Origin of the sequence: Chlamydophila parapsittaci (assembly GCF_006385615.1) — a bacterium.
In the GTDB taxonomy this organism is placed as follows: Bacteria; Chlamydiota; Chlamydiia; order Chlamydiales; family Chlamydiaceae; genus Chlamydia; species Chlamydia psittaci.
This window is the reverse complement of sequence record NZ_CP041038.1, coordinates 989824-1016331: the sequence shown is the minus strand read 5'-3', so window position 1 is coordinate 1016331 and position 26508 is coordinate 989824. Positions and strand designations below refer to the sequence as shown.

Here is a 26508-nt window from a genome sequence, read left to right as displayed (position 1 = left end):
GTCACTTCTCTCCGGTATGCCCAAAACCTCTACTTCCCCGAGACGTTGTCGTTAGTCCTTCTTCTTGATCCACGGCGATAAACTTTGCCTGGACTACGGGAGCAACTACAGCTTGAGCGATGCGCATCTTGGGTTCGATAATAAAAGTACTCTCTCCAAAATTTGCAAGTATAATGCAAATCTCACCACGATAATCAGCATCAATTGTTCCCGGAGAATTAACAACCATAATCCCATGCTTCAATGCCAACCCACTGCGTGGACGCACTTGAACTTCATAGCCTTGCGGGATTTGCATTTTTATTCCTGTAGGAACCAGTATACGTTGTCCTGGCAAGACAGCAATCGGCTCTTCAATATTCGCTCGAAGGTCGGCTCCGGAAGCACCTTCGGTAGCATATTCTGGAAGATCTACTCCAGATTCTAATTCACATAATATAGTCATAGGAACAGCGCCGTGGTTACTACGAGTAGCGGGTATGATGTTTCATTCACTGTCATCTGTCAACAAAAAAATTTCTTTAATTGTCTTAGATAAATCCCTAGGGGCTTTATCTTGGCCGCCAGTGTATTCTTGAGAACAAAAGTAATCAAGTAAACTCTGCAAAGTACTCTTTAATTGTTTTCTCTCTACCACTTTATCAATCATTCCGTGTTCGAGAAGAAATTCAGATTTTTGAGCACCTTCGGGAAGATCTTCACCAATCACTTGAGCGACAACTCGAGGACCAGCGAAGCAAATAAGAGCTTTAGGTTCTGCAATAATGACATCCCCTAAAGAAGCAAAAGAAGCTGTAACCCCTCCGGATGTAGGGTTAGTCAACACGGAGATATAAGGCAGGCCAGCTTCGTGTAACTTTGCTAATGCCGCAGATGTTTTTGCCATTTGCATTAAGGAGAACATGGATTCTTGCATCCGAGCGCCTCCGGAGGCACATACAATAATCACGGGGAGCCGAGATTCTATAGCTTTTTCTATAAGGCGCGTTAATTTTTCACCAACCACCGCACCCATAGAGCCTGCCATAAAACTGAAATCCATCACAGCCAAAGCCACAGGATGCTCTCCTATGGTACAAACACCCACGAGAACGCCTTCGCTTTCTGTATTATCTTTTCTAGCTTTAGCCAAACGATTTGTGTAGGTGTCTGTATCGACAAACTTGAGAGGATCTTGTGATTTTAGATTTGTGTACAAAGGACGCCAAGAATCTTTATCAGCGAGCAATTTGATGCGTTCAGTTGCGGTAATACGATAGTGGTAAGAGCACTTAGGACAACAATTAAAATTCTGTCCTAATTCATTTGCATGAATCATTTCATGGCAATGCGTGCACTTTAACCACCCGCTAAAACCATCAGCTTTTATTTTTTGCACTTTAATCTTAGGTTTATCGTAAGAAAATAAACGCACAAGCTACCTAATCCAACTTTTTAGCATAAGTAATTTTAAATTAAAGTTATTAACTCTTCAATTAAAAATACTCTTTTAATTAGTTATCTCAGAAAATCTTTTTTCAATATATCCCCAATTAATTACTTGAGGAATTGCTTTTAAATAATCTAATCTAACATTTTTATACTGGAGGTAATACGCATGCTCCCAGACATCTACTCCGAGAAGAGGCACCTTACCAGTGGTGGCTTCTAGAGGATCCTGGTTTGCTGTTGCGTGTAGCATAAGCTCCTGTTTTTCGGGACAAAAAGCTAGCCAAGCCCACCCAGACCCCTGAATCGGAGCGGCAAATTTAATAAATTCTTTTAAAAAGTTGTCAAAAGTTCCCCAGAATTTCTCAATCAGCTTCAGTAAGCCGTGCTTTGGAGGGACCCCTCCGCCTTGACCTATCGGGGCGAGCATTTCCCAAAATAGGGAGTGGTTAATATGTCCCCCACCATTAAATCGTAGAGTAGGCTCCAAAGCAATCAATCGCGTAAGGTCTTGTTGTGTATCAGCCAGATCTAACTTCTTCAAGGCCTCATTCAAATTATTTATATAACCTTGATGATGCTTTTGATGATGTAGATGCATAATCTCAGCACTAATTACTGGCTCTAGAGCAGAATAATCATAGGGCAATGGGGGCAAAGTATAGGGAACAAAGGTCATAAGAAAGTCCTTTATATCTGTCTTGAGTTATATCAAGAACATTGTTTGGTGATATTCTTTTTCATCGATGTATTTTTGCTTTCGCCTCTAACAACAAGAGATCCTGAAACAAAAATCACCAATTTGCTACTTTGCCAGTGTAGATGCGCTGAAGATATTACTACAAGATGATTTTGATTTTATTATTCCGCCTCTATAGAGAAAAATTTCTCTTTAAATTCCGCAATAAACTTCTCTAATTGTGTCATGCTTTCCTCTTCTCGTTGTCTTTGCTCGCTTTTATTTCCTGTGATTACATCGTAATGATTTACAAGCTCAAAATAGAGTTTGATTTTCGGTTCTGTTCCTGAAGGACGAACGATAATTTTTCCGCCATTTTGATAGTAATAACACAACATGGCCATCTTAGGGAGAGTCAATGTATACGCAGTCCCGGAGGCAATATGGTTTCCTATTCCCTGATAATAATTTTCAAATGTGACAACGGCATATCCTCTTAAGGACATTGTAGAAGGATCGAGCCTGGCCAACTTTTCTATATGTGATTTCATCACACTTTCTTGTCCTTCTTCAAAAGACAACGAAAGCGTTTTATTCATGAAATATCCATGGGTTTCATATAGGTCTAAAATAGCATCTCGAAGAGTTTTCCCTTGGAGCTTCTGATGCAAAGCAGCCTCGGTAATTAATGCCGAAGTACTCATTGCATCTTTATCTTCTACATGTGTGCCATACAGATAGCCGTACGATTCTTCGGCACCAAATATGTATCTTACCCCACTCCCTCGCCAAGCTTCTATTTTCTCTCCGATATATTTAAATCCTGTCCCTACATTCACGATATCGCCGCCATAAAATTTTACGATTGCGGCGAGCATTTCTGTAGTGACTAAACTTTTGACTACTTTATCTTCCTTTCCTAGGGGCTCGCGAGCAGATAAAGCACGTAAAATATGATCCGCAAGTAAACAGGCTATTTGATTTCCGTTAAATCTATAGGGTTGATTCTCATGCAAACACACAACGCCTAACCGGTCTGCATCAGGGTCTGTAGCTATAAAAATATCGTCTTGATTTTTTATCATTTGCTCAATCCCCAAAGTGAGCGCTTCAGGATCTTCGGGGTTGGGCAGGTGTACTGTGGGGAAATCGCCATCAGGAATCGCCTGTTTTTCAACAAGCTTGACCATAGGGAAATTCCAATCTCTTAAAACTCGAGGAATCATGGAGACTCCAGTTCCATGTAGTGGAGAATAGCTTACATGGATCGCTTGTCCAGAAATACGATTATCTTCAGGATAGAGCTGCAGTTTATGCACAGTGTCGACATACAGCTGCTCATATTCCTCCCCTATAAAATGAATATAAGGATCTTGTAGCGAGCCAACAATGGCAATCTCTTCTACATGTGCCGAGGCGTGTATAATTTCCTGATCCAAAGGAGGGAGTACCTGTCCTCCCGATGCCATGTACACTTTGTACCCGTTATACTCTGGAGGATTATGAGAAGCTGTAATCATGACTCCAGCCAAAGCGCGTTCTGTTCTTAAAGTGAAGGAGACAAGAGCCAGGGGTTCAGGGTTTTTAAATAGGAGAACGTGAATTTGATTTCCTGCTAAAACCTTAGCAGTCTCTTGAGCAAAATCGAAAGAATTATGGCGTGTATCATAGCCTATAACCACGCGAATGGGATCTTCAGAATGGGAATGATGTTTTTTTAATACTTGAGCCAATCCCTGTGTAGCACGTCTTACAGTAAACACATTGATTCTATTGGTACCGAATCCCATAGGGCTCCGCAGCCCCCCTGTACCAAAGGAAAGAGTTGTTCCGAATAGCTCTTCAAGACGTTGCGGATCATTTTTTAGAAGCTCAGCTATGGCATCCTGATCTTTTTTATTACAATCGTTAGATAACCAGGTAAGGATATTCTTTGTAGTGATGGGACTGCAAAGAGCTTCTATTTTCTGCTGAAGATGCTGCATAAAAGTTCCTAAAAACACATCGCGATCTTATGTCGTCATAACATAAAAATCGCTCTAGGCAAACAATTTCGTGCTTTTACAATAAGGAAATTTCTTTAAGAAATGGGAATCCCTGCAGAAGAGAAGGAAAGAAGCAAGGCGGTTTCATTTTCTTGAGGAAAATAAAGCTCTGTAGGATAAGATCCGGTAAAAAAGACTCCATGCCCTATCTTCTCTCCAGATAAACACAGGAGTAGCTGACAATCTTCTTCTCTCTCTACGATTTTATCTCCGGGGAAAACCCAAAAATCTCCGACCAAAGATAGTCGTGGACGATGAACAAGATTTGCTGCAAAAACATCCAACCGCCGCTTTTTAACTAAAGCGGAAACTTGGGGAAGGGAACGGAATATATTTTCTCTCCAGCGCACATCTTTTGTATTTTTAGAAACTGATTCTACGAAATGTTTTAGTTTTATTTCTAAAGCAAAACACTCATTGCTAGAGACCAGATCTTCGAATAATATACTACCTTGATTTTGAAAATGGCGCAGATGTTCTAAATGTAGAACGAACCTCATACTCATCCATTTAAGAGAATTCTACCAAAAGTACTATAGACTTTAAGCCCTTTTCCGCCTATAAAAAAACTCCGACAACTAATGCGTTATATGTTAATAGGGCAACATTTCATAATTTTATGAATAATCTGATCAATATTAAAGAAGTTGAAGCTAAATTAAATTTTACATTTACTCAACCGAAACTCTTAGTTACAGCTCTCACTCACCCTTCTTATAGGAACGAGACTGCAACTATTACCGAAGACAGCGAGCGTTTGGAATTCTTAGGAGACGCCGTGTTATGTTTAATCGTAACTGAACACTTATTCCTATTATTCCCTTCTATGGATGAGGGAACTTTATCCACGGCACGCGCAGCTTTGATAAATGCTGTTTCTTGCTGTCAATATACGGACGCATTAGGATTAGGAGAATATCTACTTATAGGTAAGGGAGAAAGAATTCGAAATGAACGAGGCCGAACTTCAGCCTATGCAAATTTATTCGAGGCTATTTTAGGTGCGGTGTATCTAGATGGTGGTTTAGCTCCGGCAAGACAAATCACTGTGCCTCTATTGCCTTCAAAAAAGGATATTCTTCCTCTCATGCTTGGAAACCCGAAAAACCGTTTACAACAGCTCACACAAAAACACTTACGTACGTTACCTGTATATCAATGTGAGTCGTGGACATCACCACAAGGTGCTTCGGGGTATCATATTCGCGTAATAGTGAATAATGAGGTTTGGGGTGAAGGATTTGCCTTATCAAAAAAAGAAGCAGAGAAACTCGCTGCTCAACAAGCTTTAGACACCCATGACTATGAAGATAAAAACGCAATGGACTTGTAATGAATGTGGCACTCAGGCTCCTAAATGGTTAGGTCAATGCCCGGGATGTTTACAATGGAATACATTAGTTGAAGAACATGTTTCTTCTCATCAGAGCAAGAAAAGGCTCGAATCGCAAGCGACTGCAGTGTCTTTGAATACCATAGAGCTGCGAGAGGAAGAGCGTTTGTGTATAGGAGATTCTGGATGGGACCGCATTTTAGGTGGAGGTGCTGTTCGGGGAAGTCTTACCCTATTAGGCGGCGACCCTGGCATAGGCAAGTCGACGTTACTTTTACAGACAGCAGCGAAATTCGCCCATCACGGTCATAAAGTCCTGTATGTTTGTGGTGAGGAGTCTGTAACACAAACATCATTACGCGCGCGTCGCTTAAAAATTTCTCATGCGAATATTTACCTTTTCCCTGAGACGAATCTTGATGATATCAAACAGCAAATAGCGACACTCAAGCCTGACATCTTAATTATTGATTCTATTCAGATTGTATATACTCCTACCTTACATTCTTCCCCGGGATCTGTAGCTCAAGTACGTGAAGTCACTTCTGAGCTGATGCACATTGCTAAGCAATCCCAAATCACAACTTTTGTTATCGGTCATGTAACAAAATCAGGAGAAATTGCAGGTCCTAGAGTCTTAGAACATCTTGTAGATACTGTTCTGTATTTTGAAGGGAATTCGCATGCAAATTATCGCATGATACGTTCTGTGAAAAATCGTTTCGGCCCGACAAATGAATTACTTATTTTATCTATGCATTCTGAGGGTTTAAAGGAAGTCACTAATCCTTCTGGGTTATTTCTACAAGAAAAAATTACCGAAACCACAGGTTCTGCGATTATTCCTATTATTGAGGGTTCTGCCACCCTACTCATTGAGATGCAAGCTTTAGCTTCATCTTCTCCTTTTGCAAATCCTATTCGAAAAACCTCAGGATTCGATCAAAATCGATTTTTATTACTCTTAGCTGTCCTAGAAAAGCGCGCTCAAATAAAATTGCATACTGCTGATGTTTTTCTTTCCATAGCTGGGGGATTAAAAATTACTGAACCTGCTGCGGATTTAGGAGCAGGACTTGCTGTAGTCTCTTCTTTGTATAATCGTCTTTCTCCCCAAAATTACACCTTTACTGGAGAGATAGGCCTAGGAGGGGAAATCCGCCACGTCACGCATTTAGAGAGGCGTCTTAAAGAAAGTAAACTCATGGGTTTTGAGGGTGCTGTAATTCCTGAAGGTCAAATCGCAGGACTATCCTCAGAAATTAAAAATAGCTTAGATATTCGAGGGGTAAAAACTATAAAAGATGCTATCCGCTTGTTACAATGATCCTTTTCTTTCTGATTTTTGTTTAGGAAGACGTCCTTTACGCATAGCGTCTCGAAAGTCTACCTTAGCACAAGCTCAGGTACACGAATGCGTGCGTTTGCTGCGTTCATGGTTTCCTAAACTTTGGATTCAAATACACACGATAAGTACTCGTGGAGATAAAGACAAAACCACTCCCTTGCGTCTTGTAGAGAATTCCCAATTTTTCACAGATGCGGTAGACAAGCTTGTCATTCGTGGAAATTGCCATCTTGCTGTACATTCTGCAAAAGATCTTCCCGACCCTCCTGCTACCCCTGTTGTAGCTATAACTAAGGGCTTAGACCCATCAGATCTCTTAGTTTATGCCGAACGCTACTTATGGAAACGCTTTCCTAAAGTCCCTAGATTAGGGAGTTCTTCTTTACGTCGTGGAGAAACACTAAAAACGCTGTTTCCTGAAGGACGAATTCTTGATATTCGTGGAACTATAGAAGAAAGGCTAGAACAGCTAGAGAACGGAAAATATGATGCTATTGTTATTGCCAAAGCAGCTATTCTCCGACTCCATCTACATTTACCCTATACCAAAGTACTTCCTCCACCTTACCACCCTCTGCAAGGACGATTAGCGATTACCGCAGGGAAAGATATAGAAGCCTGGAAAACCTTTTTGCTTCCTCTAAATACCGCAACCACAAGTCAGGAAACTCTCCTCAGCCCGAATGTAATCTGAAGCTACGACTTATCATTGCTTCTGCAGCTTTTTTAATTACTACTATGAAAACGCGTGTTTGTTTTTAGAGAAACGAAACACTCTACACGCATAGGTTATGAATTCGTGAGGCAAGATGAGATTTACTTCATCCGTTATCCTACCCAGCCATATCCATACAGAAACTCAAAACACCTTTGTTTCTGTTCCAAAAACACATATTACAGTGTGTAACACGGTGTACTTTCCGGAAATAAGTATGCGTTTCTTAGTTCTCCCCATTCTCGGGCTTGTCTTTAGTGTTTTTGTAATTTATCGTAGGTTTACGGTAATGCGTGCCGTGTATTCAAATTTAAACTATACACCGAATAAACAATGTGAGAATAAGCTCTGTTCTCGTATACATCCTGAATATTACAAATCTTTGATTATTTTCGGGATTTTTGGAGGTATAGGAGCGTTACTTCCTTTTCTTATCCTAGGAATCACTCTATATCTGGTTATGCGTATTCTAAAAAAACGCTTTGTTTTTATGTGACTTTATGAGATAATTTGTTGCCTTGTTTTCTACCAGACCGATTCCGAAAAAACTTTTTTTAAATTGAAACACCCTTCTCCTAACTAGCAATAGAGAATAGGCTCCTGGGTACAAATCCTTAACAAACCCACAAAAACTAAAAATTTAACCAAGGTGTTTCTATCATGCATATGGTTAGTACGATTATTCCGGCACACACACATGTGTCAAAAAATGGCGCTCAAATCCATCTACAAACTTCTCCCAATCTTCACGTGCCAAAAAACCGTCTTGATCCGAGCACCACGTCAGCTCGTGTAGAAAAAATCCTGTCTCTTCTTCCTGTAGTTGGTTTATTTGTTGCAGGTTATCTTATCTATCAAAAACATACCGTGATGAAAGATGCTTATTCACGGTTAGGTTACACACCTAATGAAAAATGCCCTAATCTGACGTGTTCAAACCTTGATCCTTCCCGCTTGAACTTCGCTATTACCATGTCTATATTTGGCGGCTTAGGTCTTTTATTCCCTATCGTAGGGCTGTTTGGTCTTGTCTGCTTAATTATGCATATAGTTTTGAAAATTATTGGTTGTTGTTATCAACGCTCCCAAACTGACTCCATGTTACCAACTTAATTCGATATACGAAAACCCTTCCGCACCCAAAATCTAGTGTAGTGGAGGGTTGTACTCTTATCAAAACACCTGGGTATAGTATGGCCAATAACATGTGAAACTCAGGTGTTTCTTCTATTCAGAGTTTTAATTCCTATTCTTTATCAAAAGATCTTAAACAAAGCAGGACACATTTTTCATCTTACCTGTTTCAAAAGTTAAGATTTCTTGTTCTACAAAAAAAATTAATCGAACTAATTAATAAACGGTAATATAATTCTCTTTCTTAATTTAAAACATTAATAATTGAAAAAGATTAATTACAACCCTTTATATTTTCAATTAAGTAATGATCATGAGCACTATAGAAATTCCTAGACATACACACGTAAACTATAACGGTAGCATTTGTGAAGTACCTACCACTATCTTGCCAGACGTTATTCATGGATGCCCTATAGTTTTGCATGGTGTATTACGTCGTCTACAACATCTTCCTATGATTTTGATCCCGATTATTGGTCTAATTTATGCTGGAGTATTTTGTTATAGATACGCCAAAGCTCAAGCTGCCATCCACAAGACATATAACTTTACACCAAACGCCAGGTACCCCGAATGCCGAAGCACCTTCTACACTATGTGGTCACCTATCATCTGTTCTATGCTTGGAGGCTTAGGCCTTATGACTCCCCTGCTTATTCTGCTTATTCCCATTCTTTTAATTGTGGGTCTAGCTAAAGCTTTTATAGGTTTAGGAACATCTATAGTAGGGGCAATGAAAAGTTGCTTAAAGAAATAAGTTCTCGTTAAAACGTATCTTACACACAAGGTTTTAAGGCCATTTCAGGATATTTTGCACGAGAATGCAAAGCACTATAAAGAGTCTTCACCATAGTTTCACAGATAGTGGTTAACTCATCTAAAGTTATCGGAGAATCTGCAAACTGTCCGTCATGCATTTTTGCTGATACAATCTTTTCTACCAGCTCCCTTAAAGTGATCATGCTTGTCCCCTCTAAAGAACGGGCTGCAGCTTCAAAAGAATCTGCAATCATAATAATTGTGGATTCTTTAGAGGAAGGTTTCCTTCCTGGATAACGGAAGAGCTCCTCATCTGAGGCTCCTGTATTAGGATTATTTTGTAGATGACGATGGTAAGTGGAAAGGATAACTGACGTGCCGTGATGTTCTTCAATAATACGAATAAATGAATCGGGGAGACCTGCTTTTCTTGCTAACTCTACCCCTTCGGGAATATGCCGCATGATCATTTTCGCACTTTCTATAGGAGAAAGATTACTTACTGAGGTTCCAAGCATTTGGTGATTCTCTAAGAAAAACCCGGGATTAATCAACTTACCAATGTCGTGATATTGCGCTACCACGCGGCAGAAAAGCCCATCAGCATGAATAGCGTTAGCTGCTGATTCTGCAAGGATCCCCACCAATACAGAATGCTGATACGTACCTGGAGCCTCTTCGAAGAGACGTTTTAATAAAGGATAATCGGAATCTAGATAGGCTAATAAATGGTTATGGGTACATGCACCAAATGAGGACTCAAAAACAGGGATCAACGCACCTACACCTAATGCAGTCATTAAACTATAGACAAAGCTTCCCAAGCAATCAGCACGGAAAGCCGTTATAGAAGCAACATCAGAGAATATACGCAATCCTGTTAAAATTGCCGTGGATACCCACCACAATTTCATACAGCACCAAAATAGAGAAGATAGACGCGTAACTCGATTTAACGTGAATAAAATCCTCCAAGAACTCAGCAGGTTCATAACAAGAAACCAGCTGTTATTCCAAATATCTGATTCTAGAGTATAGAGCATCCCGAGTAATGTACATGAAACTCCAGCTAGAGGAATGCCCACAAGATGCCCTAGAAGAATAGCAGTAAAAGGAAGAATTAAAGGATACGAAAGATAAGCTTCCCAGCTTTGGGGCCCTAGAGCACAAAGAGTCTCTGTAATTTTTGCTCCAATTAAAGATAGAGAAAAGATAGCAATGTAGAGTGTGTAACGTTTTGGTGACTTCAGTAGCTCTGGACAAAACGTAACTAATAAGCGGTATCCCCAAATTAAAATAATGGCAACTAACAGAAGAACACCGAAGGCTCCGCGATAAGAAAACAACGTGGTTGAAGATAAAAGCTGCTGACGTAAACAACGAAGAATCTTTGCATCTCTAGCACTAATTCTTTGATACTGTCGGATGATCGGGCTGCCCTTACGAAAATACTCTATACGCCGCGTCCCTAACAAGTCTCCTTTAACATAGCCTGATTTTTCCTTATCCACGGCGATATCTAAAGGTTTGTCCTTGAGGTTATTGATAATGAGTAATCTACATGATTCCGGACAGTTTTCAGATTTGAGAAAATTATCCACATGTTCTACGCATTGATGAATGACTTCTCTAGAATCGGCACTGACCTGAATCCCTAATAGACGATCTCGTTCTTTTAAAGCTGAGGGGCGCAAACGGAGATCTCGCAGACAAGTTTCTGTAGAACTATCTATAAATCCTACAGACCCAAGAAAATCTTGAGTTTTTTTTAACCACCGACGAGTTTCTTCTTCTTCTGGATCTTCAAAACACGTAGTTTCACAAATGCGATAGACTTTTCCAAATACTTCTGGGATGGCGGCTCTCTTACTGTAAAACGCGTGCACATTCCAACTGATAGAAAAATCTATAGGAGAGTTCAAAGATACCTGAGCAAAATCCCCTTCCTTATAGACAGGGACATGAAGAACTCTAAGATAAATAAAAGAGAATAATGTGAGTCCAAAAATCCCTGTAATACCAAAACATACAAGATACCTTGACCACGGCCGACCTACTTCAGCAGTAGTGCAACTCCGATAAACTTGCCTACGGTCTTCCATTTGCTTGATCATACGCTCAATTCAAGATATATCTATTCTTTTTTTAGCTATCACACCAAAGAACAAAACGCTATTTTTTATTCAAAACCAACTTTTCATTCTCTTCACAAACAACCTCTGTCACTTGCAAATAAGAAAACTCTAAAAATCTTATAACAAATGACATCACTTAAAGTGTATTATCTAAGTCGTGAACTTTGCTCTATTTCAATTAAGGATTTCATACTATTGACCATAGCTTAATATATAACAAAGAAAAATGACGCCTATTGAGGGGATCCTACTGTTTCCCTAGAAAATATTATCTTCGTGTCTAATCGACGAATATGTGTATTAAAGAGGGACAATTTCCACCCCGTATACTATAGTGAACGTTAAAATGATCTTTTCCAACTGTGAATGTGTTAACCTGTGGATTTTTGGGATACCCAGTCTAGAAATCCTAGAAAAAATAGTCACCTGAATTAAATAAAAAAACTCCTCGCAATCATTTTTAGAGGCACAACAAATGACATCAGCAACATACCAAGTTTCTTCTAGAAAATACCGCCCTCAAACATTTGCCGAAATGCTGGGGCAAGATGCCGTGGTCACTGTTTTAAAAAATGCTTTGCAGTTTCAACGTGTCGCGCATGCGTATTTATTTTCAGGGATTCGCGGAACAGGAAAAACAACTTTAGCAAGAATCTTTGCAAAAGCCTTAAACTGTAAAGAGCTGACTCCTGAACATGAACCGTGCAACCAGTGTTGTGTTTGTAAAGAAATCTCTTCAGGAACCTCCTTAGACGTGATCGAAATCGATGGTGCCTCGCACCGAGGTATTGAAGATATCCGTCAAATCAATGAAACCGTGCTCTTTACTCCTGCCAAATCACAATATAAAATCTATATCATAGATGAAGTCCATATGCTGACTAAGGAGGCATTTAATTCCTTACTAAAAACTTTAGAAGAGCCTCCGAGCCATGTAAAATTCTTCTTAGCGACTACAGAAAATTATAAAATACCCGGCACTATTTTAAGTCGTTGTCAGAAAATGCACCTAAAGAGAATTTCTGAGACAATGATTGTAGATAAGCTAGCATCCATATCTCAAGCAGGTGGGATAGAAACCTCTCGAGAAGCTCTTCTCCCTATTGCTAGAGCAGCGCAGGGAAGCTTACGCGATGCTGAATCTCTTTATGATTATATCATAGGGTTATTCCCTACATCTTTATCCCCAGAGTTGGTTGCAGACGCATTAGGTTTATTATCTCAAGACACCTTAGCTACATTATCGGAATGTATTCGCACGCAAAAATACGCTGAAGCTTTGCTTCCTGTCACGACAGCGATCAATTCTGGAGTCGCGCCTATCACCTTCCTCCATGACCTCACTGTTTTTTATCGCGATGTACTGCTAAACAAAGATCAGGGAAATTCTCCTCTATCGGCCATCGCCATGCACTATTCCAGTGAATGTTTATTAGAAATCATTGATTTCCTTGGTGAAGCGGCCAAATATCTACAACAAACTATTTTTGAAAAAACATTTTTAGAAACAGTCATCATCCATCTTATTCGGATATGCCAACGTCCCTCTTTAGAAACTCTGTTTTCTCAACTGAAAACATCCACTTTTGATACAGTGAGAAACGTACCTCAGCAGCAAGAATCCTCGAAACCCAGTATACAACCTGAAAAACACTATCAAGATCAGAACTTCTTAACTTCACCTTCTCCCACGCCAAAAGTTCAGCATCAAAAAGAAGCCTCCCCTTCTTTAGTGGGATCAGCTACTATAGATACGCTTTTACAATTTGCTGTTGTTGAGTTTGCCGGAATTTTAACCAAGGAGTAAATGCATGGGAAGTGGGTATGCAAAAAAGAAAAAAGAAGCAAAAATGATGGAGCAACAGTTTCTAGAAATGGAAGCTTCTTTAGAGAAAAAGCACTATGAAGGACAAGCTGGTAATGGACTCGTCTCCATAGTGATCAATGGTAAATGTGATATTGTCTCTGTAAAAGTGAAGCCTACCTGTCTTGATCCTGAAGATCCTGAAGTTGTTGAAGATCTTTTCCGTTCAGCATTTAAAGAAGCTAAAGATGCTATGGACAAAGAATTATCTGTAATGCGTGCTGGCATGCCTTTTTAAGCTAACAGGGCCTGAACTTCTGCACAGGTCCTGGCTTTTAATAACTTTTCCGTATGTTCTACACAATCACTGAAATTTAAAGATGCTATTCTTTCTCGCAATTCTACAATTGCTGTCATAGCCACTGCGAGTTCTTGGACTCCTAAGCCTAAGAAAAATGGTGTTAAGGAAAGATTTGCTGCAGCCTCTCCACAAATAGATACGTGAACATCGCGCTGCTTCGCACTAGAAACTACATGACGAATCATGCGCATCACCGAAGGATGCAGTGGATTATCAAGATAATGAGGAAGTACCGTTTCTCGATTATTCCCTAAGGTATATTGCATGAGATCATTCGTTCCTATAGAAATAAAATCACATTCCTGAAGAATCTCATCAATCATCAATACTGCTGAAGGAAGTTCTATCATGCTTCCCCAGACGATATTTTCTATGGCATGATCTTTGTTAAAAGAACGACGTATATTCTCTAACCGACGTTTCACTTCTATGATTTCTATAACATCAGCAGTTCCAGGAATTAACACTTTCAAAGAACCTGATACCGAAGCTGTTAAAATAGCACAAAGCTGATCGTCAAGCACATGCGAGTTTTTCAATAAATAACGTATGGAGCGCTCTTTGATCGGCTCGTGACCAGGACAGAGCTTATCTTCACCAAAATCAAATAAACGTAATACCGAGACCCGCTCAGGAAACAAGGCTAAAGATTTATAAACTCCTGCTTGTTCTTCTACTGTAGGTAAACGATCTTCAGCTATAGCGAGAAATTCAGAACGAAATAACCCAATAGAAGTTTGTGGAAAGAACTCCGAAAGCATGCGCAGCTCTTCAAGGCTTGCAGCATGCGAAGATACTATCGCGCGTGGGGACGGTTGAGGATACGATTTTACACTATATGAAGTACTCTTTTGCCTATAACAATTTTCAAGAGTTTTTGATTTAGGATTAAAAATAATCTCGCCACGAATACCGTCTATCAAGACAAGTTTTCCGGTATATCCTTGAATACGCTCCCAGTTTTCCTGAGAAAAATTCGCTAAATAGGGAATATTTTTCGCTCTAGAAACGATAGCTGTATGCGATGTCGGCGCCCCAATAAAAGAAACAAATCCACGAATATATGAGGGATTCGCACTAGCGACTTCTGAAGGAGTAAGTTCTTTAGAGAAAACAATGATATTTTGATCTGCATCACCTAAAGAACTCTTATGCTGACAGCACAAATGCCCAATCACACGATTAGAAATATCATGGATATCCTGAACACGATCTACAGCTAGAGAAGTCCCTTGAACTGCGGTTAATGACTCCTCTATTTTTTCCATAACAGAAGAAAAGACGTATTCGGCGTTTTTACGATCTTTTCTGATGGTATTGACAACCTCTTCTGTCAAAATAGGATCTTTAATTATCTCCAGATGTGCTTGGAGTATGGAAGAGATTTCTTGTTGACCTTGCTTACCCTGGGCTTCTTGTTCTAAGGCAACGATATCAGATTTGGAACGGTTTAATGCTTTATAATAACGGTGTATTTCGTGTTCCACCTCTTCTTGAGGCAAGGTAAGTTCATGAATTTGCAGAGGAGAAGTACCTAAGAAAAAAGCTTTTCCTATAGCTACCCCAGGAACTAAAGTCATGCCAGGAACTCGCCATTCCTTATTTTGCTCTAGAGAAGGTGTGGGTGTGTTCATTTACAACTCTCCAAAACCTGAGTCAAAGGCATTCTGCACTTTTTGCAATACCCGACTTGCATCTTTCCCTTTAATACGCACGAAAATCTCTCCATTTTGTGGAGCCCCTAGTATAAGTATGCTCATGATACTTTTGGCATTTACCGTCTTCCCCGCATAGGTAAAATTTACCTCACATTCTTCGCCATCAAACAACTTTACAATGGCCCCCGCAGGACGCACATGGATTCCAGAAGTGTTTTTTACAACACATACACAGGTTAATTCTTCTTCATTATCAAAATCCACAGGCTCTTCCGGATTCTCGATATCTACAACACACTCTCTACATTCATCCACTATACACCTCTTCACTATGTAAGTAATTTTCTAGCCAAGAAATAAAAGAAGGATAGTGACTTGTAGTTAAATGTAAAAGTTCAATACTTCCTAAAGTTCTATGCTGTAGGCTTTCCGTACTTAACAATACGTTAGGAGAGGGAAAATCCCTACGCACTTCCGGATCAAAAAGAAAACACTGGTAAGTCAAGGGTTCTTCATAACCATAAAAAGGGAAAATCCCCAAAGATGCACAATCGTCGTCATGAGGAATCTTGCCCAGACGGATGAGGAGCTGCTGCAATTTATGTTGTACCTTAGCGAGAGAACGGTAAGAAAAAATCCCTTCATCTTCCCATTTACCAAATCCATTGTGGATGGTAAAAAATTTGTAATACCCGTCATCCCCTAAACTAGGGAAACAGTACCCCTTCATATCTAACAAGGGGGGCTCACCTTGAAATCCACAACGCCCATCACTAAAAGTGTAGAGCATTTTGACGCCATAGGGCTCATTAGCAGAGCGGTAAATATAGACATCTAAACTATCTAAAAGAGAAAAAAAACGACAAATACCTGGGAATTGATTATCATCTATTCCCAAAACAGTAAGCCAATACTCTTGGCAAAAGTCTAATCTATCTTTTTTCGATAGTCCCATGAGCTCGTACCAACCTCGGGGCAAGCGCGGAGCCTTCTTGGAAATTGCTTCCCAAGACATTTCCTCTCGTAATTGTTCTACAGAATATACTTCGAGCTGAGGGAAAGAATGAGTTGATGCTAATACGTTTTGAAACTTTTTCATCCTCTGTCCTTGTTCACACCTTACACTCCCTATGGATACAGCTAATCCATTCTTGCCGATACTTTCAACAACAACATCCTTTATTGATTAGTGCATTGTATTGGATAACGGGGATAATATCGCGTCCTTACCCTCTATGTGGGGCTATACTCCTTGTAGCTCTTCATCCATTTATCCCCAAACAACTGAAACACCAACTGTTTATAGGAGCTTGCTGGCTTATCCCTCTAATCATGCTATCGGAACCTTCTTCTATTATTCATGGAGGAGTCGCGTCGGGAAGCTTTGTCATTAAATCGGGGAAAGAAAATCGATATTTTGGAGAAGCTATTCACTTGTCGTATCCTTGTGGACAAAAACACCGTCATGTTCCCTGTACTATTCTTGTAGATGCGCACTTAGAACTAAATAAAAAATACCATCTAAAAGGAACGACGTTAAATCATACATCCCAAATTATTTTTAAGTCTAATGGTTGCTATAAAGAAATACAGCCTTCAAGAATAGCACTACTGCACCACAAACTACGAGAAACATGTCATCGACGCATTCTCAACCTTTTTTCTTCTAGAGAATCAGGATCTTTTGCATCCAGTCTGCTTCTTGGCACTCCCTTACCCAAACACTTAAAAGACATTTTCAAAAAGAAGGGGTTGGCTCATATTTTTGCCATTTCTGGGTGGCATTTCTCCCTATGTGCTTCATTGTTGTTTTTCTTTTTCTATATCTTTCCAACAAAAATAAAATATTTTCTTACCTTTATTATACTTCTGGGATTCACCCTATTGTTTCCAGGGACTCCTTCAGTATGGCGTGCTTGGATTTCCTTATCTTTACTTTGTCTCTCTCCTTTTTCTTCTGGTGTATGCTCAAGCTTCAATCGTTTAGGCATAGGCTGTATTCTCTGCACATGCGTCTTCTCCCCGCTTACTCCTGCATTCGCGTTAAGCTTCTTAGCTACTGCGGGTATTTTACTTTTCTTTTCTCACCTTTTTCGTTTCTTCTATACACCGTGGAAGCAAATAGCACCAAAATACTTACTTCCTTTCCTTCGCTATATTTGGGGAGCCTTATCCCTAGGACTCTCCTCACAAATCTTTCTCTTGTTCCCTACTGTAAACTTTTTCGGGTCCCTACCTTTAGATGGTCTTATCTTTAACCTCTTCTTCCCTCTATGCGTCCTTCCTATCTTCTTTCTTATTCTCTTTTCTCTTGCCTTACCGTGCCTGGTACCTATAACAGAATTCTGTATCTCCTGGCTAATTGGACAGCCCTGTCTTCATGGTCACAATGTCCTTATCTCTTTAGCACCTTCACCCCTATCCCCTTGGCAACTCACTCTATTTCTCATTTTCGTATTCCATATCGGAGTGAGCTTAGAAAAAACAAAAACCCCAGAAAATCCATCCCTACACTCAATTTCTGAGTTATAAAACATGGGTAAACTCTACCTTCTATCAAAACTTTATTGTGAATAAAGCATCCTTATTTCATCATTTTTAGATAAATCTTTTGTGTTGTTAAGCTTAGGTTGTATCTATGCTCGTGGTGTATGACACGGATAAAAGTCCTCATCTTCCTTCATTAAGTCATGAGTACTCTCTGAGTCACAAGGTAACGCAGTCGCGTATTCCCTATGGGATTGCTGCTTTGAGTATAGCCTGTATGCTTGGAGGGGTACTCACAATAGCTATAGAACCATCACTTCTCTTATCTCTACCCTTATTTATTGCGGGTGTACTTTTTATGGTTCTTTGCGGGATGATTTTAATAGTATTCAGCAAAAGTCAGTCTACCCCTTCGATTCAACTTACAGACTTGACTTTATCAAGCGTTGCCCACCGTTTGAGGACGACCTTTACACTGGAACACGCTGCACCCCGAGCCAACAAAATACATAGAAATACAGAGTGTGTATATCTACATAATCAGAATACACATCTGCGACTCTGTTTTCATAAAGGCCACCCTCTAAACGATCCTCTATTAAAGAATAAGAACTCTGCTATACTTCTATGCATAAATTCAGAAAGAAATTTCAGCTATGCGATTAACAGAACACTCGCTTTAATCGGACGCATAGAAAAAGATTGTTGGAATGAGATCACACAACCAGGTTCTAGAACATTCCCTCCTGGAGAGATCGCCTACGGACCCTGGGTAAATAAATCACAGATAACAGCTCCCGCTTCTTATCTGATCTTCATCAATCCCCCCACCATAGCAACACTGATTCATACGAATAAACACGTGTCCAAAGCAATGACTTGGCAAGATTTTAACTACGAGAAAGCTTTTGAAAATCTGGTGGATGCGTACCTAAAATGTTTCCATATCTGTCGCCAAAACGGTATTTCCTCTATACAGATGGAGCTTTTAGGACTCAGCGATATGAGCTCTTCTCAAGAAGAATGCGAACGCTGGTATTCTCTATGCGCTCTAGCCTTATTAGAAGCCATAGACATAGAAGAAAAAAACAAAGACAAGACAGTACTACAAATTACTGTAAACCACCTAAAAGAACTTCCACTATTGAACATCTTACAGAAAGCATTTAATGAAAGTCGCAACTAAAACTCGGCTAAGCTTTTTGCTGCTTGAAAGATTTTCTCCTTCTGAGGAAGAACTTCGTTTTCCAGTATTTTTGAATAAGGAACTGGGGCATGTAATCCCGCAACACGTCTAATAGGTGCATCGAGATATGCATACGCTTGCTCGGCTACAGTGGCAGCAAGCTCCCCACCAAACCCACAAAACTCTGACGCCTCATGAGCTATAAGTAACTTACTCGTTTTCTTAACTGATTCTATAACAGTAGAAAAATCACAAGGTACTATCGTACGTAAATCTATAACCTCTACAGAAATACCTAAAGCTGCCAATTCCTTAGCTACTTCCATACTCATAACTAAAGACATTCCCCAAGAAACAATGGTCAAATCTGAACCTACTTGAGTGATAGCCGCTTTACCAAAAGGCAAAACATAATCCGAAGAAAATACCGGACATGCACTAAAAATACGTCGTTGATACAACGCCTTATGTTCTAAAAAAACTACAGGGTTAGGATCACGAATAGCTGCCTTTAACAAAGCTTTTGCATCTGCAGCATTAGATGGATAAGCCACCTTGATGCCCGGGCAATGTGCTAAAAACGCTTCTATACTTTGTGAATGGTAGGGGCCACCTTGTATGTAACCTCCACAAGGAGCACGAATAACTAAAGGCACTTCCCACTCACCAGCAGAACGGTAGTAAATACTCGAAGCTTCAGAAAACAATTGATTAATACCGGGCCAGATATAATCTGCAAACTGAATCTCAGCAACAGGCTTATGGATCCCATCCATGGCCATACCAATAGCTGTTCCTATAATGGTGGCCTCTGCTAACGGTGTATTAAAACAACGCTCGATTCCGAACCTGTCTGTAAGACCTCTAGTAACACCAAAAACCCCACCTTTATCTCCAGCCACATCCTCACCGAAAACAACCACACCAGAATCACGACTCATTTCTTCAATGAGCGCTTCTGTAATGGCATCACGCATAACTTTTGGTTGAGTGTCGCGCAAACGCTGAGCTTCTAAAGAATTTTCATAGTCAATTAAAGAAGTTGTATGCGGAGAAAATACATCATGGCTCGTAGAACCTTTACTAGGGAAGGGCATACCCTCAGCGATTTCACAAGCACGAGTAACTTCGAATTCAGCCTCTGCTTTTATATCTAAAATCTCCGCGGGTGAAATGCCACATTCATCTATCATCAGCCGTTCTAACCGGACTAAAGGATCATTACTCTTACAATGATCTAAATCTTCACGACTACGATATTTCTCATGGTTATCAGAGTTGCTATGCGGCTCTAAACGCATAACATTGACGAGAATTAACGCGGGAACCGAGGCATGTCTAGCTTGATCTACAGCTTTAGAAAAAGTATCTACGAGCTCAAAGTAATCACCACCATCTACCTCATAAACAGATAGACCTTGATAACTCTCCCCTAAACGTACTAAATCTGTAGAACACTGATCTTTAAAAGGAACGGAGATCGCCCAAGCATTATTCTGTATGACTGTAACTACAGGTAGCTTATGCAACGCAACATAGTTTAACATCTCATGAAATTCACCTTGAGAAGTTGATCCATCCCCTCCAGAGACGTAAACTACTTCGTTAGATTTGGTATGTTTTACAGCCCATGCACGTCCCGCTGCCTGAAGAAATTGCGAACCTACCACACTCGATTGGCAACAAATACGGAGTTTTTTATGGGAATAGTGGTAGGGCATCATCCTACCAGAAGAATGATTCGGAGCTAATCGAGCAAGAAAGGAAGCAAAAATCTCAGAAAGGTCACACCCTAGACCTACAGGGAATCCTTGATCCCTATAGTAGGGGAAAGACCAATCCTTCCCAGGAATGAGGCTTTTCCCAGCAACGACTCCAACAAGCTCGTGACCAGCACAAGACAACTGGAAGGTCCCTCCAGAATCGCTCTGGCGAGAAAAAAGGAGCATCTTATTTTCAGCAAATCTTAAACCCCAGACTAATTTCAGAACTTCTTTAATAGAAGATCCTAATTCATGCTGTATTGCTACCATATCTGCTCCTGGGATAGATCCGTGCTATCCTTATCTATACGGTGAAGTCAGAAAAAAAACCCTTTATTTTATCCAAGAAACTACGTTTCTTAGGGAAATTTTCTGCTTTTTCCGTAGCTGCGAACTTGCGAAGTAATTCTTTCTGTTCTTCAGAAAGATTTTGTGGAGTTTCTACAGAAACTCGCACAAGCAAGTCTCCACGTCCTCTGCCATGGACATTAGGGAATCCTTGATTTTTAATCTTAAGAATCGTTCCGCTTTGAATCCCTTCAGGCACTGTAAGACGACAAGCACTCTCTTTTAATAAAGTGGGAACTTCTTTCTTCATTCCTAAAGCAGCGTCGACAAAGCCGATAGGCAATTCTAAAATTAAATCATCCCCTCGTCTCTCGAATACAGGATGTGCTTCTACATCAATGAAAACATAAAGATCTCCGGCAGGAGCACCATTTTGACCAGCATCTCCATAGCCTTCCATCTTTAAACGCATTCCTGAATCTACACCCGCAGGGATTTGTACATGAACACTGCGTTTATCCTTGATTCTTCCTTGTCCTCGACAATTTGAGCAAGGGTCTGTAATAATACGGCCTTCTCCACCACATTCAGGACATGTCGAGGCCATAGAAAAGAAACCGCGACTCTGAACAATCTGTCCAGAACCTTTACAACGGTCACAACATTTGATTCCCTGCTTACTCGCGGCACCGCTACCGGAACAAGTTTCACAGGTCTTGTATCCAGAAACAAGAAGTTCTTTGTTTACACCGCGAGCGGCCTCTTCAAATGTTAAAGTGATGTGAACCTTCTTACTAGCTCCCTGACGAGCTCCTGCTGGATCTCCACGCATGCCGAAAGCTTCACCTAGACCACCAAACAGGCCTTCGAAAAAGCTTCCGCCACCACCAAATTCTCCGCCAAAAGCTCCCATAAAGGTGCGCAAGGCATCTTCCATATTGCCCATGCCTGCACCACCGAAGCCACCAGCTCCGGCAAAAGGTCCATCCTTACCGTAACGGTCATAGGACTCACGTTTTTGAGGGTCGCTTAACACTTCATAAGCTTCTGAAACTTCTTTAAAACGTTTCTCAGCTTCAGCATCCCCTGGATTTTTATCAGGGTGATACTTAACAGCCAACTTACGATAAGATTTTTTAATCTCCTCAGGAGAAGCAGTTTTAGAAACACCTAAAACATCATAGTAATCCATAAATCAAACACCACTAGAGAGGATATTTTCTAACGACTGCGGTATTTAGCTGCGGCTTTAGATTTCGCACGCTTCTTTACTGAAGGTTTATCATAAAACCTATGAGCTTTAGCGGCCTTTAAGATCCCTTCTTTATCGACTTTCTTTTTCAAAATTCTCAGAGCTCGATCTACAGGCTCACCAACTCTAACTTTAACACTGGGCATGCATTACCTTATTTTGCATAATAATCACTGTTAAGCCTAAAACAACACAGGTATACGTCTCACTCTGCCATGTTAGAGGCGCCTCGATTGTACCATCAGATCTATTACCCTTCAAGAGTTAGTTGACTCGCAACGTGCTGAAAAAGCGGGATGATGGATTTTATCCGCTCCCCCTATCTAATGAAAATGATGTTAAGGCTAGAAAAAACAAGAACAACTGCGGTAATCTGGCGTCAATTGCTGACTGCACTCTAGAAGCATAAGTTGAGAAACTACGTTTCTTCTAATGTGGTCTATAGAGGGTGCTGCTTTTTCTATCCGAATTCTATTTGAAAAACTATCAATAAAAAGTTGTGGATTAGGAGAGACAACGTGGTAACAGTTATTGGCCAAACAATACTTAGAGGCCTCTTCATAGGGCAGTAAAATGCCGGGACCCACCCCATTCTTGTCATGAATAAACCCATCCTCTGAGAGATCTGAACTAAGAGTTAACACCCCCCCCTTTTTTCCTAAAGGAAGCATCAAAGCTTTCCCTTTATCCTTAGGAGTCAAATATCCCTCTAAAGAACTGTAGCCTATCATCGGGACCTTTCTAGATAACGCCAACCCCTGAGCAAAGGACAATCCAACACGGGTTGCAGAAAAGTTCCCTGGCCCAGCAGCCACTCCGATCCCTTGGAAACTTAAAGAACTATTTTTAAAAATAAATTCTAAAACTAGTCCCTGGTCCGGACCGACAGGTAGATCCCATTGTTTTAACACTTTCTGATGATCTACATAAGCTAAAAACGGTTGATACCCTGATGTATCAATAATAACGTATCTATGAAAATGCATAACCCAAATTAGAATCGAACAGAAAAAAACTATATCAACTAAAAAACTTTTAATCAAAAAAAATAACAAATAAGTAACTTTTAAAGATGTAGAATTATTTAAATTCTGAATATAAACACAAGATAGATTGGTTATATTCACAAAAAAAGCAAAAACTTTTTTTAATCTAAAAAAGACCGTGATTTTTGATTAAACGATCGCGCATTCTCTTTGCAGAGAAAATCCAGCAACACCATGCACTCGCGAGAAAACTGATAAAAAATTCGCGAATTATCAGAAAATTTTTTACGAGCTCCACACAATCCAAGTAATTAGTAACGAAGGTGATCCCGATAATCTGCAAATCATTCTAAATTAAAATCTGATAAAAAAACATGAGAAATTATTTAATATGAAACATGTAGGAAGAAATATCCAGTGATTATTTTTTTTAAAATCAGGAAAAACGATTTGCGTTAAACCCTCGTCTTTTTTAATTCTTATTCCTTAGCTCTGCTATTTCCCTTAGTGGTTGTGTAGGTGCACGAATTTCGATTATTTTGTAATATATCGAAAAGAGGATCTTTATTATTGAAAGTGCTACTATCAATAAGTTATCAGAGCAACTTAGATAAAAGTATCCGACGATTTTAGTATAAGGACAATTGTGGACTCTACAATAAATAACGACTCTCAGATCTTGGATCCTAATCCTGAAGAAGTAGAAAAACTCTTAGATGAATCCGAGGAAGTCGAAGAAAAATCAGATGATCGCTCCTTGCCTTCCGATTTATTTATTCTCCCGCTAAACAAGCGTCCCTTTTTCCCGGGTATGGCGGCTCCGATTCTTATAGAATCGGGACCTTATTATGAAGTTTTAAAACTTCTAGCTAAATCCTCACAAAAATACATAGGTTTAGTTCTTACTAAAAAAGAAGACGCGGATATTTTAAAAGTAGGTTTCAACCAACTTTATAGTGTGGGTGTTGCCGCGCGTATCCTTCGTATTATGCCTATAGAAGGAGGCAGCGCACAAATATTATTAAGTATAGAAGAGCGTATCCGCATTGTAGAACCTCTTAAAGATAAATATCTCAAAGCACGCGTCTCCTACCATAAAGATAACAAAGAGCTAACTGAAGAATTAAAAGCGTATTCTATTAGCATTGTTTCAGTAATTAAGGATCTTTTAAAGCTCAACCCTCTATTTAAAGAAGAACTTCAAATCTTTCTTGGCCACTCTGATTTTACAGAACCGGGAAAGCTTGCGGATTTTTCTGTAGCGCTGACTACTGCCACGAGGGAAGAACTCCAAGAAGTTCTTGAAACAACCAATATGCATGATCGTATTGACAAAGCTCTGATTCTTCTAAAAAAGGAACTTGATCTTAGTCGTCTGCAAAGTAGCATCAATCAAAAAATCGAAGCTACAATCACAAAAAGCCAGAAAGAATTCTTCTTAAAAGAACAGTTAAAAACGATCAAAAAAGAGCTGGGATTAGAAAAAGAAGATCGGGCTATTGACTTAGAGAAATTCATGAACCGGTTGAAAAAACGTCAGGTTCCTGATTATGCGATGGAAGTTATACAAGACGAGATAGAGAAGCTTCAAACCTTAGAAACATCGTCCGCTGAATACACTGTTTGCCGCAACTATCTAGACTGGTTAACCATTATTCCTTGGGGCATCCAAAGTAAAGAGTATCACGACCTCAAAAAAGCGGAGATTATTCTTAACAAGGATCACTATGGTTTAGAAGACATTAAGCAACGCATCTTAGAACTGATCAGTGTTGGTAAATTATCCAAAGGTCTTAAAGGAAGTATCATTTGCCTAGTAGGCCCTCCAGGCGTGGGTAAAACAAGCATTGGCCGTAGTATAGCCAAAGTTTTACATCGTAAATTTTTCCGTTTTTCCGTAGGCGGAATGCGAGATGAAGCTGAAATCAAAGGGCATCGACGCACGTACATTGGTGCTATGCCTGGAAAAATGGTGCAAGCTTTAAAACAAAGCCAAGCGATGAACCCGGTTATTATGATAGACGAGGTTGATAAAATTGGAGCAAGCTATCACGGCGATCCCGCATCAGCTTTGTTAGAAGTTTTAGATCCAGAACAAAACAAAGATTTTTTAGATCATTACCTAGACGTCCGTGTTGACCTATCGAATGTTTTGTTCATTCTAACTGCAAACGTTTTAGATACTATTCCTGATCCACTTTTGGATCGTATGGAAATATTGCGACTTTCTGGTTATATCCTTGAAGAAAAACTGCAAATAGCCACGAAATATCTTGTGCCTAGAGCACGCAAGGAAATGGGATTAACAGCTCGAGAGATTGTCTTCCAACCCGAAGCTTTAAAGCATATGATTAACAACTATGCTCGAGAAGCTGGTGTGCGTACATTGAATGGCAATATTAAAAAAGTCCTAAGAAAAGTAGCGCTTAAGATAGTTAAAAATCAGGAAAAAGCACATCCAAAGCACACGCAATATAAAATTAATGTAAAAAACCTTCAGGACTACCTAGGCAAGCCGATTTTTTCTAGTGATCGTTTTTATGATCATACGCCTGTAGGTGTTGCTACTGGGTTAGCCTGGACATCATTAGGCGGTGCAACTTTATATATCGAAAGTGTTCAAGTTCCCTCAATGAAAACAGACATGCATCTCACAGGGCAGGCTGGGGATGTTATGAAAGAGTCTTCTCAAATTGCGTGGACATATCTTCATAGTGCATTAGAGCGCTACGCTCCAGGTTATAGCTTTTTCCCAAAATCTCAGGTACACATTCACATTCCTGAGGGAGCAACTCCTAAAGACGGCCCTTCAGCAGGTGTAACCATGGTCACATCGTTGCTTTCCCTGCTTTTAGATACACCTATTTTAGAAAACTTAGGTATGACAGGAGAAATTACTCTAACTGGTCGCGTATTAGGAGTTGGGGGCATTCGAGAGAAACTCATAGCCGCTCGTCGATCCCGACTCAATGTGTTAATTTTCCCAGAAGATAACCGTCGTGACTATGAGGAGCTTCCAGCTTATCTAAAAAAAGGACTGAAAATTCATTTTGTGGCTCATTACGATGATGTTTTCAAAGTAGCCTTTCCGCACATTAATTAGCTCTCAGAAGATAATTTAGAACCGTTTTTGTTTAATTAACG

General features: G+C 40.0%; 24 protein-coding genes. 11 read left to right on the top strand and 13 right to left on the bottom strand.

All coding sequences use genetic code 11. From position 1 onward, the window contains the following. Nucleotide 1: 1 nt before the first annotated feature. The 5 genes from dut to FI836_RS04450 all read right to left on the bottom strand — a co-directional run bounded on the left by dut (nucleotide 2) and on the right by FI836_RS04450 (nucleotide 4652). Entirely contained in the window at nucleotides 2–445 is a 444-nt protein-coding gene (dut, locus tag FI836_RS04470) for a dUTP diphosphatase (protein WP_006343023.1), read from the bottom strand. 42 nt (nucleotides 446–487) lie between these two features. Next, the gene (accD, locus tag FI836_RS04465) at nucleotides 488–1414 is read right to left on the bottom strand and encodes an acetyl-CoA carboxylase, carboxyltransferase subunit beta (protein ID WP_006343022.1); all 927 of its coding nucleotides are present in this window, start codon (nucleotides 1412–1414) and stop codon (nucleotides 488–490) included. 75 nt (nucleotides 1415–1489) lie between these two features. After that, the gene (locus FI836_RS04460; protein ID WP_006343021.1) at nucleotides 1490–2107 is read right to left on the bottom strand and encodes a superoxide dismutase; all 618 of its coding nucleotides are present in this window, start codon (nucleotides 2105–2107) and stop codon (nucleotides 1490–1492) included. Between the two features lie 182 nt (nucleotides 2108–2289). Further along, nucleotides 2290–4092, bottom strand: coding sequence for a phospho-sugar mutase (locus FI836_RS04455; protein ID WP_014943779.1), 1803 nt, complete (start codon nucleotides 4090–4092; stop codon nucleotides 2290–2292). A 95-nt stretch (nucleotides 4093–4187) separates the two neighbouring features. Continuing rightward, the gene (locus FI836_RS04450; protein ID WP_014943778.1) at nucleotides 4188–4652 is read right to left on the bottom strand and encodes a DUF5070 domain-containing protein; all 465 of its coding nucleotides are present in this window, start codon (nucleotides 4650–4652) and stop codon (nucleotides 4188–4190) included. A 119-nt stretch (nucleotides 4653–4771) separates the two neighbouring features. On the opposite strand from FI836_RS04450, the gene rnc reads away from it, so the two are divergent. The 6 genes from rnc (at nucleotide 4772) to FI836_RS04420 (ending at nucleotide 9442) form a co-directional block, all read left to right on the top strand. Continuing rightward, nucleotides 4772–5485: a ribonuclease III gene (gene rnc, locus FI836_RS04445; protein ID WP_014943777.1), complete on the top strand. Its 714-nt coding sequence runs from the start codon at nucleotides 4772–4774 to the stop codon at nucleotides 5483–5485. Beyond that, on the top strand, nucleotides 5451–6812 hold the full coding sequence (gene radA / locus FI836_RS04440; protein WP_014943776.1) for a DNA repair protein RadA: 1362 nt from the start codon (nucleotides 5451–5453) through the stop codon (nucleotides 6810–6812). The genes rnc and radA overlap by 35 nt, the downstream gene beginning before the upstream one ends. Beyond that, entirely contained in the window at nucleotides 6790–7527 is a 738-nt protein-coding gene (locus FI836_RS04435; RefSeq protein ID WP_006343016.1) for a hydroxymethylbilane synthase, read from the top strand. The genes radA and FI836_RS04435 overlap by 23 nt, the downstream gene beginning before the upstream one ends. Before the next feature lie 115 nt (nucleotides 7528–7642). Further along, a complete protein-coding gene (locus FI836_RS04430) occupies nucleotides 7643–8044 on the top strand; it encodes a hypothetical protein (protein ID WP_013462630.1) in 402 nt (133 codons plus the stop codon). Between the two features lie 164 nt (nucleotides 8045–8208). Beyond that, complete coding sequence (locus FI836_RS04425) at nucleotides 8209–8661, top strand: hypothetical protein (RefSeq protein WP_006343014.1); 453 nt, start codon at nucleotides 8209–8211, stop codon at nucleotides 8659–8661. A 334-nt stretch (nucleotides 8662–8995) separates the two neighbouring features. Next, nucleotides 8996–9442 (top strand): hypothetical protein, encoded by a 447-nt coding sequence (locus FI836_RS04420; RefSeq protein ID WP_014943775.1) that lies wholly within the window; start codon nucleotides 8996–8998, stop codon nucleotides 9440–9442. Nucleotides 9443–9461: 19 nt separating this feature from the next. On the opposite strand, the gene FI836_RS04415 is transcribed toward FI836_RS04420, so the two are convergent. After that, the gene (locus FI836_RS04415; protein ID WP_014943774.1) at nucleotides 9462–11558 is read right to left on the bottom strand and encodes an HDIG domain-containing metalloprotein; all 2097 of its coding nucleotides are present in this window, start codon (nucleotides 11556–11558) and stop codon (nucleotides 9462–9464) included. 496 nt (nucleotides 11559–12054) lie between these two features. Between FI836_RS04415 and dnaX the strand changes: the two genes are divergently transcribed. Both dnaX and FI836_RS04405 read left to right on the top strand, forming a co-directional pair. Continuing rightward, nucleotides 12055–13386, top strand: coding sequence for a DNA polymerase III subunit gamma/tau (gene dnaX, locus FI836_RS04410; protein ID WP_014943773.1), 1332 nt, complete (start codon nucleotides 12055–12057; stop codon nucleotides 13384–13386). A gap of 4 nt (nucleotides 13387–13390) precedes the next feature. Continuing rightward, nucleotides 13391–13681, top strand: coding sequence for a YbaB/EbfC family nucleoid-associated protein (locus FI836_RS04405; RefSeq protein ID WP_014943772.1), 291 nt, complete (start codon nucleotides 13391–13393; stop codon nucleotides 13679–13681). On the opposite strand, the gene ptsP is transcribed toward FI836_RS04405, so the two are convergent. From ptsP to FI836_RS04390, 3 genes are read right to left on the bottom strand one after another with little or no spacing between them, the layout of a single operon-like run. Then, the gene (gene ptsP / locus FI836_RS04400) at nucleotides 13678–15378 is read right to left on the bottom strand and encodes a phosphoenolpyruvate--protein phosphotransferase (protein ID WP_014943771.1); all 1701 of its coding nucleotides are present in this window, start codon (nucleotides 15376–15378) and stop codon (nucleotides 13678–13680) included. The genes FI836_RS04405 and ptsP overlap by 4 nt on opposite strands. Then, a complete protein-coding gene (locus tag FI836_RS04395) occupies nucleotides 15379–15666 on the bottom strand; it encodes an HPr family phosphocarrier protein (RefSeq protein ID WP_016980260.1) in 288 nt (95 codons plus the stop codon). Nucleotides 15667–15709: 43 nt separating this feature from the next. Then, complete coding sequence (locus FI836_RS04390; protein WP_006343007.1) at nucleotides 15710–16501, bottom strand: hypothetical protein; 792 nt, start codon at nucleotides 16499–16501, stop codon at nucleotides 15710–15712. Here FI836_RS04390 and FI836_RS04385 point away from each other — a divergent pair. Then, nucleotides 16474–17934, top strand: coding sequence for a ComEC/Rec2 family competence protein (locus tag FI836_RS04385; protein WP_006343006.1), 1461 nt, complete (start codon nucleotides 16474–16476; stop codon nucleotides 17932–17934). The genes FI836_RS04390 and FI836_RS04385 overlap by 28 nt on opposite strands. A 106-nt stretch (nucleotides 17935–18040) precedes the next feature. Then, entirely contained in the window at nucleotides 18041–19075 is a 1035-nt protein-coding gene (locus FI836_RS04380) for a hypothetical protein (protein WP_139934588.1), read from the top strand. Here the strand turns inward: FI836_RS04380 and FI836_RS04375 are convergent. From FI836_RS04375 to FI836_RS04360, 4 genes are all read right to left on the bottom strand, one after another. Then, the gene (locus FI836_RS04375) at nucleotides 19072–21108 is read right to left on the bottom strand and encodes an alpha-ketoacid dehydrogenase subunit alpha/beta (protein WP_014943769.1); all 2037 of its coding nucleotides are present in this window, start codon (nucleotides 21106–21108) and stop codon (nucleotides 19072–19074) included. The two genes, FI836_RS04380 and FI836_RS04375, sit on opposite strands and share 4 nt — an antisense overlap. Nucleotides 21109–21142: 34 nt before the next feature. Next, entirely contained in the window at nucleotides 21143–22318 is a 1176-nt protein-coding gene (gene dnaJ, locus FI836_RS04370; RefSeq protein ID WP_006343003.1) for a molecular chaperone DnaJ, read from the bottom strand. A 29-nt stretch (nucleotides 22319–22347) separates the two neighbouring features. Beyond that, the gene (gene rpsU / locus FI836_RS04365; protein ID WP_006343002.1) at nucleotides 22348–22524 is read right to left on the bottom strand and encodes a 30S ribosomal protein S21; all 177 of its coding nucleotides are present in this window, start codon (nucleotides 22522–22524) and stop codon (nucleotides 22348–22350) included. A 198-nt stretch (nucleotides 22525–22722) separates the two neighbouring features. Then, nucleotides 22723–23364 carry a tRNA threonylcarbamoyladenosine biosynthesis protein TsaB gene (locus FI836_RS04360; RefSeq protein ID WP_014943768.1) on the bottom strand — a complete coding sequence of 214 codons (642 nt, stop codon included), beginning with the start codon at nucleotides 23362–23364 and terminating at the stop codon, nucleotides 22723–22725. A gap of 646 nt (nucleotides 23365–24010) precedes the next feature. Between FI836_RS04360 and lon the strand changes: the two genes are divergently transcribed. Next, entirely contained in the window at nucleotides 24011–26467 is a 2457-nt protein-coding gene (gene lon, locus FI836_RS04355) for an endopeptidase La (protein ID WP_006343000.1), read from the top strand. Nucleotides 26468–26508 lie beyond the last annotated feature (41 nt).

Coding starts and splice junctions, on each gene's coding strand:
- dut (WP_006343023.1), bottom strand. CDS start 445: ATGACTATATTATGTGAATTAGAATCTGGAGTAGATCTTCCAGAATAT.
- ptsP (WP_014943771.1), bottom strand. CDS start 15,378: ATGAACACACCCACACCTTCTCTAGAGCAAAATAAGGAATGGCGAGTT.
- rnc (WP_014943777.1), top strand. CDS start 4,772: ATGAATAATCTGATCAATATTAAAGAAGTTGAAGCTAAATTAAATTTT.
- FI836_RS04380 (WP_139934588.1), top strand. CDS start 18,041: ATGCTCGTGGTGTATGACACGGATAAAAGTCCTCATCTTCCTTCATTA.
- FI836_RS04430 (WP_013462630.1), top strand. CDS start 7,643: ATGAGATTTACTTCATCCGTTATCCTACCCAGCCATATCCATACAGAA.
- FI836_RS04420 (WP_014943775.1), top strand. CDS start 8,996: ATGAGCACTATAGAAATTCCTAGACATACACACGTAAACTATAACGGT.
- FI836_RS04435 (WP_006343016.1), top strand. CDS start 6,790: ATGCTATCCGCTTGTTACAATGATCCTTTTCTTTCTGATTTTTGTTTA.
- FI836_RS04455 (WP_014943779.1), bottom strand. CDS start 4,092: ATGCAGCATCTTCAGCAGAAAATAGAAGCTCTTTGCAGTCCCATCACT.
- FI836_RS04415 (WP_014943774.1), bottom strand. CDS start 11,558: ATGATCAAGCAAATGGAAGACCGTAGGCAAGTTTATCGGAGTTGCACT.
- radA (WP_014943776.1), top strand. CDS start 5,451: ATGACTATGAAGATAAAAACGCAATGGACTTGTAATGAATGTGGCACT.
- FI836_RS04425 (WP_006343014.1), top strand. CDS start 8,209: ATGCATATGGTTAGTACGATTATTCCGGCACACACACATGTGTCAAAA.
- FI836_RS04390 (WP_006343007.1), bottom strand. CDS start 16,501: ATGAAAAAGTTTCAAAACGTATTAGCATCAACTCATTCTTTCCCTCAG.
- dnaJ (WP_006343003.1), bottom strand. CDS start 22,318: ATGGATTACTATGATGTTTTAGGTGTTTCTAAAACTGCTTCTCCTGAG.
- FI836_RS04450 (WP_014943778.1), bottom strand. CDS start 4,652: ATGAGGTTCGTTCTACATTTAGAACATCTGCGCCATTTTCAAAATCAA.
- rpsU (WP_006343002.1), bottom strand. CDS start 22,524: ATGCCCAGTGTTAAAGTTAGAGTTGGTGAGCCTGTAGATCGAGCTCTG.
- dnaX (WP_014943773.1), top strand. CDS start 12,055: ATGACATCAGCAACATACCAAGTTTCTTCTAGAAAATACCGCCCTCAA.
- FI836_RS04460 (WP_006343021.1), bottom strand. CDS start 2,107: ATGACCTTTGTTCCCTATACTTTGCCCCCATTGCCCTATGATTATTCT.
- FI836_RS04385 (WP_006343006.1), top strand. CDS start 16,474: ATGCTAATACGTTTTGAAACTTTTTCATCCTCTGTCCTTGTTCACACC.
- FI836_RS04375 (WP_014943769.1), bottom strand. CDS start 21,108: ATGGTAGCAATACAGCATGAATTAGGATCTTCTATTAAAGAAGTTCTG.
- FI836_RS04360 (WP_014943768.1), bottom strand. CDS start 23,364: ATGCATTTTCATAGATACGTTATTATTGATACATCAGGGTATCAACCG.
- FI836_RS04405 (WP_014943772.1), top strand. CDS start 13,391: ATGGGAAGTGGGTATGCAAAAAAGAAAAAAGAAGCAAAAATGATGGAG.